This is a genomic window from Streptomyces sp. NPDC051578 (assembly GCF_044454045.1).
In the GTDB taxonomy this organism is placed as follows: Bacteria; Actinomycetota; Actinomycetes; order Streptomycetales; family Streptomycetaceae; genus Streptomyces.
The window spans coordinates 195,651-213,035 of the sequence record NZ_JBITDH010000003.1 but is presented as its reverse complement, the minus strand read 5'-3'; the positions used below and the strand labels follow the sequence as shown (position 1 = coordinate 213,035).

The window sequence follows — 17,385 nt, the reverse complement described above, 5'->3', positions numbered from 1 at the left end:
CCGGGCGGCGCCTCTGGCGCGGCCCGGGCCCCGCGGGGGGACCTCAAGGGGCCAGGACATCAGGCGCCCTCGGCCTCCTCCGCCACCGGGGTCACCGGGACCGCGGGGGCCACCGGGCCCGGCCGCGGGCCGTACATCAGGGCCAGCCCGGCCAGGACGGAACCCGCGCCGGCACACAGCACGGTCGCGGCGCCCGCCCAGGCGTGGGAGCCGCCCAGGGCCCCGGCCAACGGGTCGAACACGGCGATCCCGCCCGCCAGGTGGAGCGCGACCACCCCGAGGGCGGCGACGGCGGCCGCCCGCCACACCGCCGGGGTGTCCCGGACCGCCAGCAGCACGCCGAGCCCGAGGCAGAGCACCGCGACGACCGTCGGCAGGTGGCCCACGGGGCCGACGGCGGGCAGGGCGGCCGGGTTCCCCGGCAGGTGAACGGCCCCGCACAGCAGCAGCGCGGCTGCCGCGGGCCAGCGCAGTACGTGGCGCAGGACGCCGGGCCGCGGCCGGGCGGGCTCCCGGCCGGGGGGCGGGGGCGGCTGCGGGGGTTGCTCGGAGTGCGGCGCCGGGTCCGGGCGGGGCCCCGTGCCCGGGTCCTCGGGGATGACGGCGCCGGGGCCGCCACCGCCCCCGGCGCCGCCGTTCTCGCCGTCCCCGTCACCCCCGGCGTCCTCGCCCTTCTCGGCCTTCTCGGCTCTCTCGGCCTTCTCGGCTCTCTCGGGCTTCTCGGCGCGGGCGGTCGGGGCGTCGGGGGCGGGTGTGACCGCGGATGGTGGTTCGTGCGGGGAGGGGGCGGCGGGATCCGCCGGCTGGTCACAGCCGCCGCCGAGGGTCCTGGCCAGGATCGCCACGTCCTCGACGGACCGGCCGAGGGCTGCCGCACGCAGGGCGATCCCGGCCTCGACCTCCCCGTCCGGGGGCTCGCCCAGCAGGGCGACCATGTGCCGGACGTCCTCGACGGAACGCGACACGGCGGCCGCGGCCAACGCCTCCTGTCCGGACCGGGACAGCAGACCGGTCTCCTTCAAGAGGCCCACCAGGGCGGTGACCTCCTCGACGGGCCGGCAGGTGGCCGCCGTGTCCAGCAGGGTCCGTACGGTCTCCGGCGACACGTCGGCCGGTGCGGCGGCCGGGGGAGCCCCTGGGTGGCCGGATTCCCCGGCCCGCTCCTCGGCGGCGTCGGCGCGGTCCCACGCGGTACCGGGGTCGCCGTCAGGATCGTCGTACTGCGCCGCCGCGCGGATGTTGCGGTCGTTCATGGAAGGCTCCGTTCGCCGACGCCCGGGCTGCGCAGCGCGCATGGCACGTCTTGGGAAGAGCACGTTTAGTTGCATTGAGGGGCATATGCGTGCACTGCGCCATTCGGGGCGGGCAAACGGGCGGTGGGCGGGGCGCCGGTGATTCCCCGGGCCGCCTCGGGGCAAGCGGTCTTGCATGACTGTCTATCTCGTCACCATCCCCGGGACCCTGCTGACCGAGCTGACGCCCGAGGCACGGACGCAGCTGGTGAGCGCACTGCGGCCGGCGGATCCGCGGGGCACCGAGCTGGGGGTCGCGGAGGATCTGGACATCCTGTCGTTCTACTCCGGGTCCTCGGCGTTCAGCCTCCACGTCGAGGTCGAGGCCTCCGACACCTCGTCGGCGGTGGACAAGGCCCGGGACCTGGCGTCGTCTGCGCTGCAGGGCGCGGGGCTGGACTCCGCCGCCGCCCCGCTCGGGGATCCCGTGATCACGGGCATCGCCGGGGAGTAGCCCACCTGCGGGGACGGGCCGGGGGAAGGCTTCGAGATGCGTGCGCGGCGCGCGGCTGATTCCCTGGTTGCGCCCGCTCTCCACCACTGAGCCAAGGAGCAGATCATGAGCGTTGCAGGCGGATCCGGTGGCCGGTCGCGGCAGTTGCGCGAGAAGGCCCAGGAGATGAGGACCGCGGCCGAGCGGTCCAGCGACCCCCAAGAGCGCAAGCGGCTCGAGGACAAGGCCCGCCGGCTCCAGGAGCAGAGCGAGATGGAGAGTCGGATGATCGACGATCCGGGCATGGACCCGCGGTAGCGGGACCGGCCGCGCCGTGAAGGCCACGGAGGTCTTGGCCGACGCCTACGGACGTGTCCGCGAGGTGGTGCACGAGGTGCTGGACGGGCTCTCGGCCGAGCAGCTCAACGCGCGCGTCGACCCGGCGGCGAACTCCGTCGCGTGGCTGGTCTGGCACCTGACCCGGGTGCAGGACGACCACGTGGCGGACGCCGGGGGGCTGGAGCAGGTGTGGCACGCCGAGGGCTGGGCGGAGCGGTTCGGCCTCCCGCTGCCGGCCGACGCCACCGGCTACGGGCACACGGCGCGAGAGGCCGGGAAGGTCCGCGTCGAGTCGGGCGAGCTGCTGCTCGGCTACTTCGACGCGGTGCACGAGCAGACCCTGCGGTTCGTTCGGGGTCTGGGCGCCGCCGACCTGGGCCGGGTGGTGGACGAGCGCTGGGATCCGCCGGTCACGCTCGGCGTGCGCCTGGTGAGCGTGCTGACGGACGACCTCCAGCACGCCGGTCAGGCGGCCTTCGCACGCGGGGTGCTGGAGCGCCGGTAGTGCTCCCGCAGCCGCCGTCCGGCCCCTCGGGGCCGGGCGGCGGGCGGCGTTCGGGTGGCGCCGCGCGCGCCTCGCAGGAGCGCCGCCGGATTCGCGGGCGGCAGAGCGATGAATCCGGGGCGTCCCGGGAGTCTTGACTGCCGAAGGCCGGTGCACCGCCGGCCGTACGCCCGTAACGGCCATCGGGAGAGGTGGAGTCATGACCAGCCTGCGCGAGATCCTGGCATCGCACGTGAGCAGCGGCTACCTGCCGGGGGCGGTGGGCCTGGTGGCCCGCGGCGACCGGGTCGAGGTGGCAGCGGTGGGCTCGGCCGGGATCGGCGACTTCCCTCCGATGGCCCGCGACACGATCTTCCGCGCGGCCTCGCTGACGAAGCCGATCACGGCCGTGGCGGCGATGACGCTGGTCGAGGAGGGCCGGCTCGCCCTCGACGAACCGGTCCGGGGGCCGCTTCCGGAACTCGCCTCGCCGGTGGTCGTCCGTACGCCGTCGAGCCCGCTGGACGACGTCGTACCGGCCGAGCGGCCCATCACCGTGGAGGACCTGCTGACCTTCCGGGCCGGGTACGGCTTTCCCTCGGACTTCTCACTGCCCGCGGTACGGGCCCTGTTCACGGAGCTCAAGCAGGGCCCCCCGCAGCCCCAGCTGATCGCGGAACCGGACGCGTGGATGAAGACGCTGGCCCGGATCCCGCTGCTGTACCAGCCGGGCCGGGCGTGGCTCTACAACGCGTGCTCCGACATCCTGGGCGTACTGATCGCCCGCGTCTCGGGACAGCCGCTGCCCGAGTTCCTCGCGGAGCGGATCTTCGAGCCGCTCGGCATGCGGGACACGGGCTTCGCCGTGCCGCCGGCCGATCTGGGCCGCTTCACCGGCTACTACCGGGCCGGCGACGAGGGCGCCCTGGAACTGGTCGACGCCCCCGACGGGCAGTGGAGCCGGATGCCGGCCTTCCCGTCCGGGACGGGCGGGCTGGTGTCGACCGTGGACGACCTGTACGCCTTCGGCCGGATGCTGCTCGCCGGAGGGACGGCGGACGGACGGCGACTGCTCTCCGCCGAGTCGGTCCGGCAGATGACCACCGACCGGCTGACCCCCGCCCAGCGGGCCGGTGGCGCGCTCTTCCTGGAAGGGCAGGGCTGGGGGTTCGGCGGCAGTGTGGACGTCGAGCGCCTGAACCCCTGGAACGAGCCGGGGCGTTACGGGTGGATCGGCGGTACCGGGACGGCGTCGCACATCGTCCCGGCGACCGGTACCGTCACCGTCCTGCTCACCCAGCGCGAACTGAGCGGCCCGGCGTCGCCCGCCCTCATGCAGGAGTTCTGGCGGTACGCGGCCGGGTCCTGACCCGGGCCCGCCGACCGCGATCGGCGGTCAGCGCTCAGCGGGCCCGGGTCAGCCGACCGCCGTCAGCGGTCAGCGGTCAGCGGTCAGCGGTCAGCGGTCAGCGGTCAGCGGTCAGCGGTCAGCGGCGGACGCTCCAGCCCAGGGTGGTGCGCATGCTCGCGGCGATCTTCGGGTCGCGCACCGAGGGGGTCCGGTCCTCGGCCGTGACCGTCAGCCTGTGGGTCCGCCCGCCGGAGAGGGACAGGTCCCCCACCCGTACGTCGCTCCGTCCGGCGAATCGTTTCAGCTCATGGCCGTCCAGGTACCAGCGCACCACGAGCTGCCGGCCGCCCGGGCTCGCGAGACGGGGAACGGAGACCTTCGCCCGGTCGCGCGTGCGCAGGGTGCGGTCCGTCGGGGTGAGTGCGGTGACGGTGTGGGCGTGGCGGTGGAAGCCCGCGATCATCGCCTCGACTCCCGGGAGGCTGAACGGCTTGCCGAGCACCCGCATGATCGAGTTGTCGGTCGGCCGGTTGAGGCCGGTGACGAAGTAGCCGCCGCCTTCGTACGCGCCCACCGTGCCGCCGTCGGGGGACTGTTCGCCGAGCCAGCGGTACCACTTGGACCGGGTGTCGCGCATGCGGTCGGCGGTGAGGGTGGAGGTGTTGGACTCGGTGGTCTCGGGGCCGGTGTAGTGCTCGTAGCCCGGGGTGTCGGGGTAGAAGTACTCGTCGGCGAGCTTGCCGAGCGAGTGGCCGGTCTCGTGGACGGCGACCTGGCCGGACTTGGCGTTCCCGGCGGAGGCGGTGGAGATCCCCTCGTAGCCGAGGGTGGGGCTGGGTTCGTTGTAGCCGGCCCCGCCGTACTTGGTGCTGTTGGACAGGACGATCACCAGATCGGCGGCGGGTGCCTTCGCCACGTACGCGTCCACCTTGGGCTGGTCCACGCAGAGCAGCCGTTCGATGCCCTCGCACCAGAAGAAGGAGCCGAGGGCGGTGTCCCGGGTGGTGGCCGGGTCGGGGTCGCCGGAGACGCCGGACTCGCGGGAGACGGCGTCGACCGTCCAGACGTTGAACAGGTTGCGGTAGGTCGCGTACGGCTCCACGGCCGTGACCTCGGCCCACTTCTGGCGGGCGTCCTCGTGGAACTTGCCCAGTTCGGCCGCGGTGTAGCCGTCACCGATCACGACGACGTCGAGGCGGTCCGCGGTGGGCCCGTTGTCGACCGCCTTGGTGACCTCGCCGTCCGCCGCGCGTTCGGCGGGGGAGAGTGCGGCCGGCGCCTTGCCCCGGCCGGCGGCCGGGACGCGGATGCTGCCGGAGCCCGCTGCGCCGCCCTGTTCGGGCCCCGGTATCTCCACCTGCACCCCGTGCGGCGCGGGCGGACCGGGCGGCGACGCGGCCGCCCCGGCGGGTACGGCGGCCAGGAGAACGGCGCTCGCGCCGAGGGCGGCGACGGCCAGGCGGACGGCCGAGCGGATGGGTGACCCCATGAAGTCCCTCCCCGAGGAACATAAACATTAAGATAAGCAGGCTTAACCGGGTGCTTAAGTTAGGGGCGTGCGCAGGGCGTGCGCAATGGGCATCTCCCGCTGAATACTGGGGATTTCACGTGACCCGAGGGGACTTCATGGATGAACCGGACGAAATCGGTCGCCGTGTTCAGCGTCTGCGCGCCGAGCGAGCGCTGACCCAGCGGCAGTTGGCGGAACCGGTGTACACGGCGGCCTACATCTCCACCCTGGAGTCGGGCCGGGTCCGCCCTTCCGAAGCCGCCCTGCGGTTCCTCGCCGACCGCCTGGGCACCTCCTACGAGGAGCTCGCCACCGGCCGCCCCGCCCATCTGGCCACCGAGCTGCGCCTCGCGCTGACCGACGCCCAGCGGGCGCTGGCCACGGGCGCCGCGGACGAGGCCGCGGTCCTCTTCCGCAGGCTCCTGACCGACGCCGAACAGCTCGATCTGTCCCCCGAGCGGGCCGAGGCGCTGCTGGGGCTGGGCGACTGCTGCCTGGAGAGCGGCGAACTCGCGGACGCCATAAGCCACTTCGAGGAGGCGGAACGGCTGCTGACGCACGAGCCGCTCCCCCGCAGGGCCCGCGCCGTCCGGGGGCGGGCCGTGGCCCACCTGCTCGCCGGGGAACTGCGCTACGCGTGCTACCTCCTCGAATCGGCCATCGACGAGCTGAACGCGAGCGGACTGGGCGATCCGGATGCCCTGGTCCTGCTCTACGCTGCGGCGATCGGCCCGTACATGGACATGGGAGCCCACGCCCGCGCGGCCCACGCCGCCGAACTGGCCCTGGGGCTCGCCGCGCAAGTCCAGGACCCGGCACTGGTCGCGGGCATGCACCGGCAGGTCGCGCGCACCTTCCTCGCCGAGGGGCGGATGGCCGACGCCGACGCCTCCCTCGCCAAGGCCCAGGCCGTCTACCGGCAGCTGCGGCTGCGCACCGATCTGGCGCACTGCCACTGGATGCGCGGCTACGTCCAGGCGCAGCGGGGGGAACTGGAGGCCGCCGAAGCCGAGTTGCGCACCGCCCGGGACATGCTCGCCGCCAAGCGGGCGGCGCTGTACACCGCCCAGGTGGAGGTCGAGCTGGCCGACGTACTGCGCCGGCTCGGCCGCCACGACGAGGCCACCGGCCTGCTGTCGGCGCTCCTGGAGCTGGGTGAGCACCACGGAGCCGTGCACGCGGGCGGGGCCCACCGGCTGCTCGGTCTGATCGCGGAGGAGCGGGGCGACGCGGAGGCCGCAGAGGAGCACTACGTACGGGCGCTGGCGCTGCTGGAGCGCAGCGGGGCGAGCGGTGACCTCGCGGACCTGTGCCGGCTGCTGGGGGACCTGCTGCGCCGCTGCGGCCGCACGGAGGCCGCCCTGGACGCGTACCGCACGGGCCTGGGGCACCGGGCCGTCCCGGGCACCACGACGCTGGGCCCCGCCCCGGCGGCTCCGGCGGGGACGCCCGCCGCTCCCCCGGAAGCGGGCTGAGGCCGCGTCCGGCGCCCTCACATCCCGCGGGGTCCTTCGGCGTCCCCCACGGCGCGGGCGGTGCAGGAGCGGGCGACCTCGTCGGCGAAGAGGCGGGCCGGTGGGGTCAGGGCGCTCCAGCGGCGGACGGCCCAGCCGACCGCGAGGGGCGGCAGGGCCGGGACGGGCAGGAGCCTGAGCGGCCCCTCGGATCCGGGGACCCGCCAGCCGGGCAGCGCCGGTACCAGGGCGTGGCCGAGCCCGAGTTCGGCCAGCAGCAGGGCGGTGTCCCAGTCGGCCACGCTGGTGTCGGAGCGGCTGATCCGGACCCCGCGGGCGGCGAGGGCGGAGTCGAGGTGGGCGCGGGAGGCGGAGTTCTCGGGGAGCCGGATGTGCCGGATGCCGCTGAGCTCAGCCGGTTCGAGGCGGCTGCGGGTGGCAAGGGGGTCGTCGGCGCCGACGGCGAGGACCCAGGGCAGGTGCATGACGGGGCGCTGCTCGATGCCTCGGACGGGATCCGAGATGGTGATCCAGGCGAGGTCGAGGTCGTCGGCGGCGAGCGCCGTGAAGCAGCTGCGGCTGGAGTTCTCGGTCTGGAACTCCAGGCTGACATCGGGGTGGCGGCGACGGAAGGTGACGACCGCCTCGGACATGAAGTGCCGGACGGTCGTCGCCCCGGTGGTGACGCGCACCGATCCGGCGTCGCCGTGGACGAGGTCGTCGAGGCGGCGCAGAGCGCCGTCGAGGCCGGCCATGCCGTCGGCGGCGGCCGCGAGCAGGATGCGGCCGGCTTCGGTGGGGACCACTCCGCGGGCGTGGCGTTCCAGGAGGGCGACGCCGGTCTCCTTCTCCAGGCGTCGGACGTGCTGGCTGACGGCGGGCTGGGTCCGGGTGTCGACCCACGAGGCCCGGGCGGGCCTACGGGCTCAGGGTGTGAAGGTCCACCGCTGGGCCGGGGTGCCGGCGCAGGCGGTGCGGGTGAGGCGGGTGCCGTCGGCGGTCGCCGATCCCTCAGGGGTCAGGCACTGTCCGGTGCTGCGCAGGCTGCCGTCGGGTCCGGGCTGCCAGGTCTGGCCGGTGGTCGCGGCGCACGGCTGTACGGTGACGGCCGTCGCGTTCGTGGCGTCCAGGCAGACGCCGCCGAGGCCGGTGATGTGGCCGTCGTCGTGGAGGGTCCAGCGCTGGTTGGGCCCGCCGTGGCAGGTGTACAGGGTGGGCTCGGTGCCGGGTGCGGTGCTGCTGTGCGGGAGGTCGGCGCAGCTGCCCGACGCGGAGTCGACGAGGGTGGCGTCGGCCGGGAGGGGCGCCGGCCGTCCGGTGAGGGTGAGTTCGGCCGCGCTGGTCCAGGGGCCTCTTCCGCCCGCCTCGCCGAGTGCGCGCAGGCGCAGGTAGCGGCCCGTCTTAGCGGGCAGGGTGATCCGTTTCAGGGCCGCGGTGTCGGCGAAGGTTCCGGTGGCCGCCGGCAACCCCCAGTCGGTGGTGGTGTCGGACACGTAGATCTCGTAGGAGCCGATGCGGCCGTTGACCCCGCCGTCCTGGCGGGGCAGGTAGCCCAGGCCGTCGACCGTGTAGCGGGCCCCGAGGTCGATGCTCACCTCGTGGGGCAGCGGGGCGGGGGTTCCCGAGGACCAGGCCGTGTGCCAGATCGTGGCCGGGTCGCCGTCGAAGGCGTTCGTGGCGCTCCCGTTCTCGGCGGCGGTCTCCTGGCTGTCGGCGGCGAGCAGGCTCCAGGCCGACTGGGGCACCGGGGCGGAGCCGGTCGGGACGGGGGCGGCCACGGGGAGGGTGACGCCGGCGGCCGTGATGCGGAAAGCGCCCTGCTTCGCGCCGGTCTTGACCCACAGGACACCGGAGCGGTCGGCCGGGTCGAAGAACCACCCGGTGGCGGCGGCGTCGTACGCGCCCTTCGAGGTGAGCCGGGTGAGGGCCGCGCCGTCGACGGTGAGGGCGGTGGGCGCGGAGGCGACGTGGAGGGTGAACTCGTAACCGCGTGAGGCCGGTTGTCCGGCGTAGCTGCCGACGGCCGCTCCCACGGATACGGTGACGGTGCCGGTCCCGGCGGTGGGGGCGCTGACGTCCACCTGCTGGCGGGCGAACGCCCCGGACTGGTAGGCGCGGGTGCGGCCGTCGTCCTCGTACAGGCTGAACGCCGAGTCGCCGCGTGGGTGGATGTCGTAGGTGAGGGTGGAGACGGGCTTCTCGCCCGTGTAGTTCATCTGGGGCCACATCGGCACGATCGCGCCGCCCTTGACGAACAGCGGCAGCGTGTCGAGGGGCGCCCGGTAGCCGTTCAGCCAGCCCGGGCCCGAGTAGGTCGTGCCGGTCCAGTAGTCCGTCCAGGTGCCGGCCGGCAGGTAGATGCCGTCGCGCACGGAGGTGTCGGAGACGACGGGGGCGACGAGGAAGGAGTCGCCGGCCATGAACTGGCCGCTGGTGAGGTTGCCCCGGGCCACCGGGTCGTCCGGGTACTCCAGGACCATCGCGCGGGTGCTGGGCACGCCGGTGTCGTGTGCGACGCGGCTCATCGTGTACAGGTAGGGCATCAGCCGCATCTTGAGCTGCAGGTACTTGCGGTTGACGGACAGGTAGGGCTCGGCGAACCGCCAGGGCTGCTTGTCCTGGTAGCCGGCGGCCGGGTTGGTCGCGCCCCAGCCGGACATCGTCATGAAGGCCGGGGTGAAGGCCTTCCACTGGAGGTCGCGGACGTACGTCTTGGGGCTTCCGCCGAAGATGCCGTCGACGTCGCCGGAGGCGTAGTTGAGGCCGGACAGACCGGCGCCCGTGATGGCGGGGACGTGCCAGCGCATGTCGTCCCAGGTGCCGTTGGTGTCGCCGGTCCAGACGACGGCGTTGCGCTGGGTGCCGGCCCAGCCGTCGACGGTCCAGACGTAGCGGCGGGCGTCGGAGTTCTTCTCGATGCCCTCGACGGCCTGCTTGACGCCGGTGAAGGCGCTCTTGTAGCCGCCTCCGATCCAGGCGACGTCGGTCTTGACGCCCCGGGTGCCGGCCGTGCCGACTTCGCTCGCGATGTCGGTGAGGCCGGTGGAGGTCCACAGGCCGGTCTGGAACCCCTTCGCCTTGAGGGCGTCGACGGTGGATTTGAGGGGCGCGGTGTAACCGCAGCCGTAGCCGTCGTTGGGCAGGAACCAGCCCGAGGGCATGTCGGCGGCGCGGGCGTCGGCGGCGTAGCCGACCACGTCGGGGGTGGTCTGGTGGCGCAGCCGGTCGTGGTCGCCCTGGTAGGCGGGGTTGGAGGCGTTGAAGCAGTCGGCGTTGCCCAGTTCGAAGCCCCACATCGGCGCCATGAAGGGTTTGCCGCTGACGTCGGTGTAGGCGTCGAGGACCGACTTGAGGGAGTCGCCGGTGAAGTACCAGGCGTCGAAGCGCTTCTCGTCGTGGGTGAGGGTGGTGGGTGCGTTGAACCCGTAGGAGCCGGGGGCCCAGGTGTTGCGCATGACGCCGTAGCCGTTGGTGGACATGTAGAAGGGCGCGGGGCTGGCGTTGTCGTTCTCGCGCCACTTGTTGTCCACGGCGACGGGGACGGTCTTCCCGCGCAGGGCCCATTCCCCGAGGCGCAGGCCGGTTCCGTAGAACTGCTCGTCCGCGCCGCGGGCGAGGTACTGGGTGGTCTGGGTGCCCGTCCAGGAGGTGGGCTGGGTCTCCTGCCAGACGAGGGTGGCGTCGTCGGCGCGGTAGACCGAGAACCGCAGGGGCGTCTTGTTGACGTGCACGGAGAGGGCGCCGGTGGTGATCCGGTAGTAGGCGCCCGCATCGGTGTACGTCGGGTTCACGGGGCCGAAGTCGGTGGTGGGGGCGAGGTCGGAGCCGGCCGGGTCCTGGGTGAAGGAGCCGTCGGGCGAGAGCCACAGCCGGAAGATGTCCGCGCGGGCGACGACCACGCGGGCCTTGGCGCCGGAGGACGTGGTCACGGTGAAGGTGTTCCCGGACCGGGTGAGCCCGGTGGCGTTGCCGGCGGTCGCGGGTGCCGGGGCCGCGTCGGCCGGTGAGGCCATCGGGCCGGCGGCGGCCAGCCCCGCCATGGCGAGCACGCCGGCGAGCAGGGCCGCGCCGGGTATGCGGCGGCGCGCGCGCAACCGGTGTCCGGCTGGGGTGGGGGCGGGCGGGACGGGACGGACGCGCCTCGGGGTCATTCTCATGGGGCAGCTCCTCGTGCGGTCCGGGACACGGACACACCGCTTTGGCATGCGCCTGGCAAACAACACGGGCCAAGATAGCGGTTCCGGAGACCTCGATGAAGGAAGATGCTCGAAATTACGCGCTAACAAGCAAGTTCACGCATGTGTGGCTCAGCCTCCGCCGAGGCGTTCGATCGCGACCAGCGCCGCGTCGTCCCCCAGCCGGCCGTGCGGAGAGTGTCTGAGCAGGTCCGCGCACAGGTGACGCAGCAGGCCGTCCGGACCGTCGCCGGGCCAGGCGGCGGCCCTCTCCGTCAACGGGTAGAAGTCACCGGCCTCGTTCCGGGCCTCGATCACCCCGTCGGTGTACAGGAGCACCACGTCGCCGGTCTCGAAGGCGAAGGACTGCACGGTGAAGCCGGCCGGAACGAGTTCCGAGAGCCCGAGCGGCGGTGCGGGGTGGGCCACTTGGAGCGGGACGGCCCGGCCTCGCCGCAGCAGCAGCGGCGGCGGGTGGCCGCAGCTGACGACCCGCAGGATCATCTCGGCGTCCGGGATGTCGACCACGGCGGCGGTGGTGAAGCCCTCACCGGGCGGGCGGCCCGCGTCGTCGCGCGTCTCGTCGTCCATATCCGCGGCGACCGCCCCGTCCAGGGAGGCGACCAGCTCGGACAGACCGGCCCCGCGGTGGGCGGCGGAGCGGAAGGCGCCGAGGACGATGGCCGCCTCGCCGACCGCCTCCAGGCCCTTGCCCCGGACGTCCCCGATGATCAGCCGGGTGCTGTCCTCGGTCCGGGCGGCGGCGTACAGGTCGCCGCCGATCTGTGCCTCGGCCTCGGCGGCCAGGTAGACGGAGGCCACGCGCAGCGGCCCCATGCGTTCGCGCAGCGGCCTCAGCAGGACCTGCTGCGCGGTCTCGGCCACCGACCGGAGCTGGGTGAGCTGCGCCTCGTGCACCTCCCGCAAGTGGGCGAAGAAGGTGACGAACGCCGAGATCAGGACCAGCGCGATGATCTGGAAGGTGTGGTTCAGATCGGTGACGTTGGTCCTGACGACGGCGACCGCCACCTGCGCGGTGACCGCCACCGCTCCGATGAACGCCGTTGCCCGCGGCCCCGCGAACGAGGCGGTGACGGCCGGGGCGGCGGCGAGGAAGGGACCCAGGTGGACGTCGGGCGGCGCCAGCACGTCGACCGCGGTGACGAGCGCGATCAGGGCCAGGGGAACGGACAGCATCCCCATGCGCGGTTCACGGTACCGGCGGGTACCTCCGTGCTGCGGGCGTAGGTCCATGACTCTTGCATACACCCGCACCGCTCCTTCCCGTGCAGGGGCGCGCACGGGGGACGCGCGCGGCCGCCGGCGCGCCGCGTCACACGTCGGGCGCCGGCCCGCGGGCGACGGCGAGGAGCGGCGGGGCGAGGGCGTGGTGGCGGTGACCGCAGGGGGCGAGGACCAGGACCACGGACTCCCCCGGGCGCTCGCGCCAGCTGACCCGTTCGACGCGCCCGGCGCACACCGGACAGGGCGGTAGCGAGGGCCCCTCCCCGGTGCTGCCGGGCACGGCCGCGAGCGCCGGCGGCTCGGTGTGCGGGTCACGCATGGCGGCTCCCTGGTCCGGGGATCGTACTGCTCGCACTGTGCCATGCGCGGCTCGTCGTACGCGCGGGCGGTCCGCCCCCGTTTCCGGCCGGGCGATGCCGCCGCTCACCGGGCAGTGCAGCCGTCCCGGCCGTCAGGCGCCCCTGCGTTCGGCTTCGACCAGGCCCGACTCGTAGGCCGCGATGACCGCCTGGGCGCGGTCGCGCACACCCAGCTTCCCGAACACGCCGGTGAGGTGGTTCTTCACCGTGGAGACGCTGATGTCGAGCTCTCCGGCGATCTCGGCGTTGTCGAGGCCCACCGCGAGCAGCCGCCAGATCTCCAGTTCGCGCGGTGTCAGACCGTCCAGGGCGGCCGAGAGGGGCGCGGGACGCGCGGCGGGCGCGGGGGTGCGGACGTAGGCGGAGATGAGCCGGGTGAGCAGCCGCGGCGCGACGACCGCGTCGCCGGTGTGCACGGTGCGCACTGCCGCGATCAGCTCCTCCGGGGAGACGTCTTTGGGGAGGAAGCCGTACGCGCCCGCGCGCAGGGCGGCCACCACGTACTCGTCCATGTCGAAGGTGCTGAGGGCCAGTACCCGGGATCCCGGCAGGGTGCGGGCCAGCTCGGCGGTGGCCGCGGCTCCGTCGAGCACCGGCATCCGGATGTCCATCACCACCACGTCGGGGCGCAGTGCTTCCGCCCGGGCCACCGCCTCGGCCCCGTCCCCGGCCTCGCCGACGACCTCGACGTCCGGCTCCGGCGCCAGGATCAGCGCCAGGCCGCGCCGCACGAGCGGCTGGTCGTCCGCGATGAGCACCCGGATCATGTGCGGCTCCCCCTCCCCGAACTGTGGTTCCCGCCCCGGGCGGGGCCGGAACTGTGGTTCCCGGCCCGGGCGGGGCCGGCCCCGGCGGCGCCCGTCACGACGCCGGCAGGCTCGCCGCCACCCGGAACCCGCCGCCGTCGAGCGGCGCGGCTTCCAGCGTGCCGCCCTGGAGGGCGACCCTCTCACGCATTCCCACCAGACCGTACCCCGAGCCCGTGACCGGCCGCGAAGGCGCCGGGTGCGCGGACGGACGTCCGTCTGACGCGGCGCCGGACGAGCCGCCCGGGCCGTCGTCGCGCACCTCCACGAGGACGTGGTCCGGGCGGTAGCTCAGCCGTACGTCGGCGCCGGCCCGGCCGGCGTGCTTGCGGGTGTTGGTCAGTGCCTCCTGCACGATCCGGAACACGGTCAGGCCCACGCTCGGCGGCAGCGGACGGACGGGGCCGTCCACGGTGAACGCGGTCCGCGTCCCCGCGAGCCGGGCTTCGCTCACGATGCGGTCCAGGTCGGCGGTTCCGGGCTGCGGGGCCGGCGGGGTGCCCTCCGGGTCCTCACCCGCTCTCAGGACGCGCAGGAGCTGCCGCATCTCGCCCAGCGCCGTACGACCCGAACCCTCCAGGATGACGAGGGCCTCGCGGGCCGCCTCGGGGTCGTGGGCCAGGTTGGCCCTCGCCCCGCCGGCCATCAGCTGCATGGTGGTGATGTGGTGGGCCACGATGTCGTGGAGCTCCCGGGCGATCCGGCGTCGCTCCTCGGCCACCGCCCGCTCGGCCAGCAGCTCGCGTTTCGCCTCGCCCGCGCGCTGCCGGCGTCCGACCGCCAGACCCGCGCCGATGCTGAGGACCGCGGCCATGACGGTGTTGAGCGCGCCCCAGCCGGCGGCGGTCCAGCTCTCGGTCCGGACGGCGAGCGGCATGGCCACGGTCAGCGCGACGGCTCCCGCGACGGGTCCGGGGCCGCTCAGCCTGCCGACCGAGTACAGGGCGACGGCGAGACCGGCCGTGAAGTGCTGCGGCAGCGGGGCGGTGAGCTCCAGGGCGAGGTCGAGTGACAGGACCACCGCGAGCACGAGCACCGGGTGGCGGCGGCGGGCGAGCAGGCAGAGCGCGGCGATCACGAGGAGGGCGAGGCCGGCAGGCCTCAGGGCCTCCCCGTCGATCACGGCGGTGCCCGCGTAGCCGAACACGTCCACGGCAGCCGTGCCGATGGCCACCAGCGCGTCATCGCGGGTCCAGACGAACGACCCGTTCGCCGCGTCTCGCCGGCGGCGTCGGCGCGGACCATCCCCACGGCGTATCGGCATCGTGTCCGGCCCTCCCCCTCGTCGACGCGCGCGGCGATCGGTACCGGCGGCGCGCTTGCTCTCCGGGCTCATTCTCTCGCGCGGGACCCGCCGGCGGGGTCGTACCAGGGGTGGAGCCGGACCCGGGACCCGGGTCCCGGTCGGCGGCGCGTGCCCGGCCCCGGTCCCGGGTGCGGACTCCTCCGCCGTCCCGACGTGTCCCGGCGCGGGCGGTGATGGGCTGGTGGGCAGCCGGTGAACACCGGTCCCGTGACGTGATGGAGGACCCTTGATCCGCGCCCTGACCGGCTTCGCCACCCGAAGTCCCTGGAAGGTCATCCTCGTCTGGGCGGTGCTGGGCATCGCCCTGGCCGTGGTGGGCCAGGCGTTCGTACCCCGTGCCACCGAGGCGAACACCGGTGAGTTCCTGCCCGCCGGCTACGACTCCGCCGCGGCCCTGCGGGTCGCCGAGCGGCACTTCGGGACCAGACCGGACGCCAATGCGCTGACGCTGCTCGTGGCCCGTACCGACGGCGGCCCGCTGACGGCCGGGGACGAACGGCGGATCGACGCCGGGGCCGCGGAACTGGCGCGGCGACGGGTCGCGATGCCCAGGACCGGGGACTCGGCGCCGCTCGGCCGGGACTACTCCCAACGTCCTCGTCTCAGTCCGGCCGTGACCGCACCGGACCACCGCTTCAGGCTGCTGGCGGTGGAGTTGAGGGGCAACCCGACCGATCCGGGCATGCAGGACCTCTACCGTGCCTTCCGGGACGCCACCCGGGCCGAGTTCGCCGGAGAGGGCCTGCGCACCGGGTTCACCGGGGCGCTCCCCGAGTCCGTGGACACCGCGGACGAGGGGAAGACGAGGTCGACGGTCGTGGGCGCGCTCGTGCTCGGTGCGATCGTGCTGCTGCACCTCCTGGTGTTCCGCAGCGTCATGGCGGCCTTGGTCCCGCTGCTCGCGGTGAGCATCGTCGGCGGCGCGGCGACGGGCGCGGTGGTCGGCGCGGCGCTGCTGACGGGGGTGCGGCTCGATCCGTCGACACCGCAACTGATCGGCGTGGTGCTGCTGGGCATCGGCATCGACTACTTCCTCTTCCTGCTGTTCCGTTTCCGCGAGCAGTTGCGCGCGCACCCCGGGCAGAGCGGCCGGGAGGCGGCGGCCGAGGTGGCGGGCCGCGTGGGCACGGCGGTCACCTGCGCGGCGTTGACCATCGTCGTCGCGTTCTCGACCCTCGGGGTGGCCACCTTCGGGCAGTTCCGGGTGCTCGGCCCGGCGATCGCGGTGTCCGTCCTGATGATGCTGCTCGGCAGCCTGACGCTGATGCCCGCCCTCCTCGCGGTATCGGGGCGCAGGATGTTCTGGCCCTCCCGCGCGCTGGAGCGGGAACCCCGTCCGGGCGTGGCCGCCCGGACGGGCGAGCGGATCGCGCGGCGTCCGCTGACGGCGGTGCTCGCCTCGGTGGCCCTGCTGGGGGCGCTGGCCGCGGGGCTGGTGGGGATACGGATGGACTACGGACAGGGCGGCCCGGACGGACCGCGCACGGCCGCGGCGGACACGGCGGCCGAGATCGCCCGTGCCCTGCCGGCCGGTGTGGCCGACCCGGCCCCGGTGTTCGTGACGGCGTCCGACGCCGGCACGCTGACCGCCGGACGGCTGGACGGCCTGGCACGAGCGCTCGCCCAGGTCGCCGGGGTGGGGCAGGTGGCCCCGGTGGTGTTGAGCGAGGACCACCGGGCGGCACGAATCGACCTGTTCCTGACCGTCGACCAGCGCCGGCAGGAGGCGCGCGACCTGGTCGCGGGGCCGCTGCGGAAGGCCGTGGCCGAGCACCGGCCGCAGGGCACCGAGGCGCACGTGGGCGGCACGGCGGCGGTCTTCTCCGACATCTCGGTCGCGGTGGGCGAAGACCTGCGGGTGGTGTTCCCCGTGGCGGCGGTGCTGATCGCGCTGATCCTGCTCCTGCTCCTGCGGAGCCTGCTCGCGCCGGTGGTGCTGATGGTCACCGTGGGACTGGGGTTCGCCGCCACGCTCGGCGCCGCGGCCCTGGTGTTCCAGCGCGCCCTGGACCGGCCGGGCGTGGACTTCACGCTGCCGTTGGTGCTGTTCCTGTTCGTGGTGGCGCTCGGCACCGACTACAACATCCTGATCACCGACCGGATCCGGGAGGAGATGGAGCGGCCGGGTCCGGTCCGCGCGGCAGTGGCGCGGGCGGTCCGGCACACGGCCCCCGCGATCGCGACGGCGGGCCTGGTACTGGCGATCTCCTTCGGGAGCCTGGCCGCGGGCCCCGGTTCCTCGACCCGGCAGATCGGCTTCGCGACGGGCCTCGGCATCCTGCTCTCCGCCTTCCTGCTGTCGATCGTGCTCGTGCCGGCGCTCGCCGCGCTGCTGGGGCGTTCCCTCTGGTGGCCGCTGCGGCCGCGCGGCGCCGACCGGCGGTCGAAGGCGCCCGAGCCCGAGCGGGTCATGGCGGGCTGAGCCGGGCAGGCGGTGGCGGGCTGAGCCGGGCAGACCCTGGCGGACCGAGCCGAGCGGGCCGGGGCGGACCGAGCCGAGCGGGCCGAGGCGAGCGGGCCGGGGCGGACCGAGCCGAGCGGGCCGGGGCCGCTCGCGCGAAAGCGCCGGTGGGGGGGGGCGCGCCCCCCCCCCCGGGGGCCCCCCCGGGGGGGTGCCGCCCCCCCCCCGCG

General features: G+C 74.4%; 13 protein-coding genes and 1 pseudogene. 6 read left to right on the top strand and 8 right to left on the bottom strand.

Annotated elements, in window-relative coordinates; all coding sequences use genetic code 11:
• Positions 1-59: 59 nt before the first annotated feature.
• Entirely contained in the window at positions 60-1,253 is a 1,194-nt protein-coding gene (locus ACIA6C_RS17010; protein ID WP_399276568.1) for a hypothetical protein, read from the bottom strand.
• A 175-nt stretch (positions 1,254-1,428) separates the two neighbouring features.
• Here ACIA6C_RS17010 and ACIA6C_RS17005 point away from each other — a divergent pair, with 175 nt between their 5' ends.
• The 4 genes from ACIA6C_RS17005 (at position 1,429) to ACIA6C_RS16990 (ending at position 3,917) form a co-directional block, all read left to right on the top strand.
• Positions 1,429-1,746, top strand: a complete 318-nt coding sequence (locus ACIA6C_RS17005; protein ID WP_361125989.1) for a hypothetical protein — start codon at positions 1,429-1,431, stop codon at positions 1,744-1,746.
• Positions 1,747-1,851: 105 nt separating this feature from the next.
• Positions 1,852-2,043: a DUF6381 family protein gene (locus tag ACIA6C_RS17000; RefSeq protein WP_361125986.1), complete on the top strand. Its 192-nt coding sequence runs from the start codon at positions 1,852-1,854 to the stop codon at positions 2,041-2,043.
• 16 nt (positions 2,044-2,059) lie between these two features.
• Positions 2,060-2,569 (top strand): DUF664 domain-containing protein, encoded by a 510-nt coding sequence (locus ACIA6C_RS16995; protein ID WP_399276566.1) that lies wholly within the window; start codon positions 2,060-2,062, stop codon positions 2,567-2,569.
• Positions 2,570-2,768: 199 nt separating this feature from the next.
• A complete protein-coding gene (locus ACIA6C_RS16990) occupies positions 2,769-3,917 on the top strand; it encodes a serine hydrolase domain-containing protein (protein WP_399276564.1) in 1,149 nt (382 codons plus the stop codon).
• A 118-nt stretch (positions 3,918-4,035) separates the two neighbouring features.
• Here ACIA6C_RS16990 and ACIA6C_RS16985 read toward each other — a convergent pair whose 3' ends face one another.
• Positions 4,036-5,388, bottom strand: coding sequence for a M64 family metallopeptidase (locus tag ACIA6C_RS16985; protein WP_399276562.1), 1,353 nt, complete (start codon positions 5,386-5,388; stop codon positions 4,036-4,038).
• A 137-nt stretch (positions 5,389-5,525) separates the two neighbouring features.
• On the opposite strand from ACIA6C_RS16985, the gene ACIA6C_RS16980 reads away from it, so the two are divergent.
• Positions 5,526-6,884 carry a tetratricopeptide repeat protein gene (locus tag ACIA6C_RS16980; protein ID WP_399276560.1) on the top strand — a complete coding sequence of 453 codons (1,359 nt, stop codon included), beginning with the start codon at positions 5,526-5,528 and terminating at the stop codon, positions 6,882-6,884.
• A 17-nt stretch (positions 6,885-6,901) separates the two neighbouring features.
• Here ACIA6C_RS16980 and ACIA6C_RS16975 read toward each other — a convergent pair.
• The 6 genes and pseudogenes from ACIA6C_RS16975 to ACIA6C_RS16950 all read right to left on the bottom strand — a co-directional run.
• Positions 6,902-7,750: pseudogene (locus ACIA6C_RS16975) on the bottom strand (LysR family transcriptional regulator); the annotation flags it as partial.
• Positions 7,751-7,789: 39 nt separating this feature from the next.
• Positions 7,790-11,020, bottom strand: a complete 3,231-nt coding sequence (locus ACIA6C_RS16970) for a TIM-barrel domain-containing protein (RefSeq protein ID WP_399276558.1) — start codon at positions 11,018-11,020, stop codon at positions 7,790-7,792.
• Between the two features lie 150 nt (positions 11,021-11,170).
• Positions 11,171-12,241, bottom strand: coding sequence for a PP2C family protein-serine/threonine phosphatase (locus ACIA6C_RS16965; protein WP_399276556.1), 1,071 nt, complete (start codon positions 12,239-12,241; stop codon positions 11,171-11,173).
• Positions 12,242-12,371: 130 nt separating this feature from the next.
• Positions 12,372-12,602 (bottom strand): hypothetical protein, encoded by a 231-nt coding sequence (locus ACIA6C_RS16960; RefSeq protein WP_399276554.1) that lies wholly within the window; start codon positions 12,600-12,602, stop codon positions 12,372-12,374.
• A 132-nt stretch (positions 12,603-12,734) separates the two neighbouring features.
• Positions 12,735-13,409: a response regulator gene (locus ACIA6C_RS16955; RefSeq protein ID WP_399276552.1), complete on the bottom strand. Its 675-nt coding sequence runs from the start codon at positions 13,407-13,409 to the stop codon at positions 12,735-12,737.
• A 94-nt stretch (positions 13,410-13,503) separates the two neighbouring features.
• On the bottom strand, positions 13,504-14,622 hold the full coding sequence (locus ACIA6C_RS16950) for a sensor histidine kinase (protein WP_399276550.1): 1,119 nt from the start codon (positions 14,620-14,622) through the stop codon (positions 13,504-13,506).
• Between the two features lie 358 nt (positions 14,623-14,980).
• On the opposite strand from ACIA6C_RS16950, the gene ACIA6C_RS16945 reads away from it, so the two are divergent.
• Positions 14,981-17,176 carry an MMPL family transporter gene (locus tag ACIA6C_RS16945; protein ID WP_399276548.1) on the top strand — a complete coding sequence of 732 codons (2,196 nt, stop codon included), beginning with the start codon at positions 14,981-14,983 and terminating at the stop codon, positions 17,174-17,176.
• Positions 17,177-17,385: the final 209 nt, after the last annotated feature.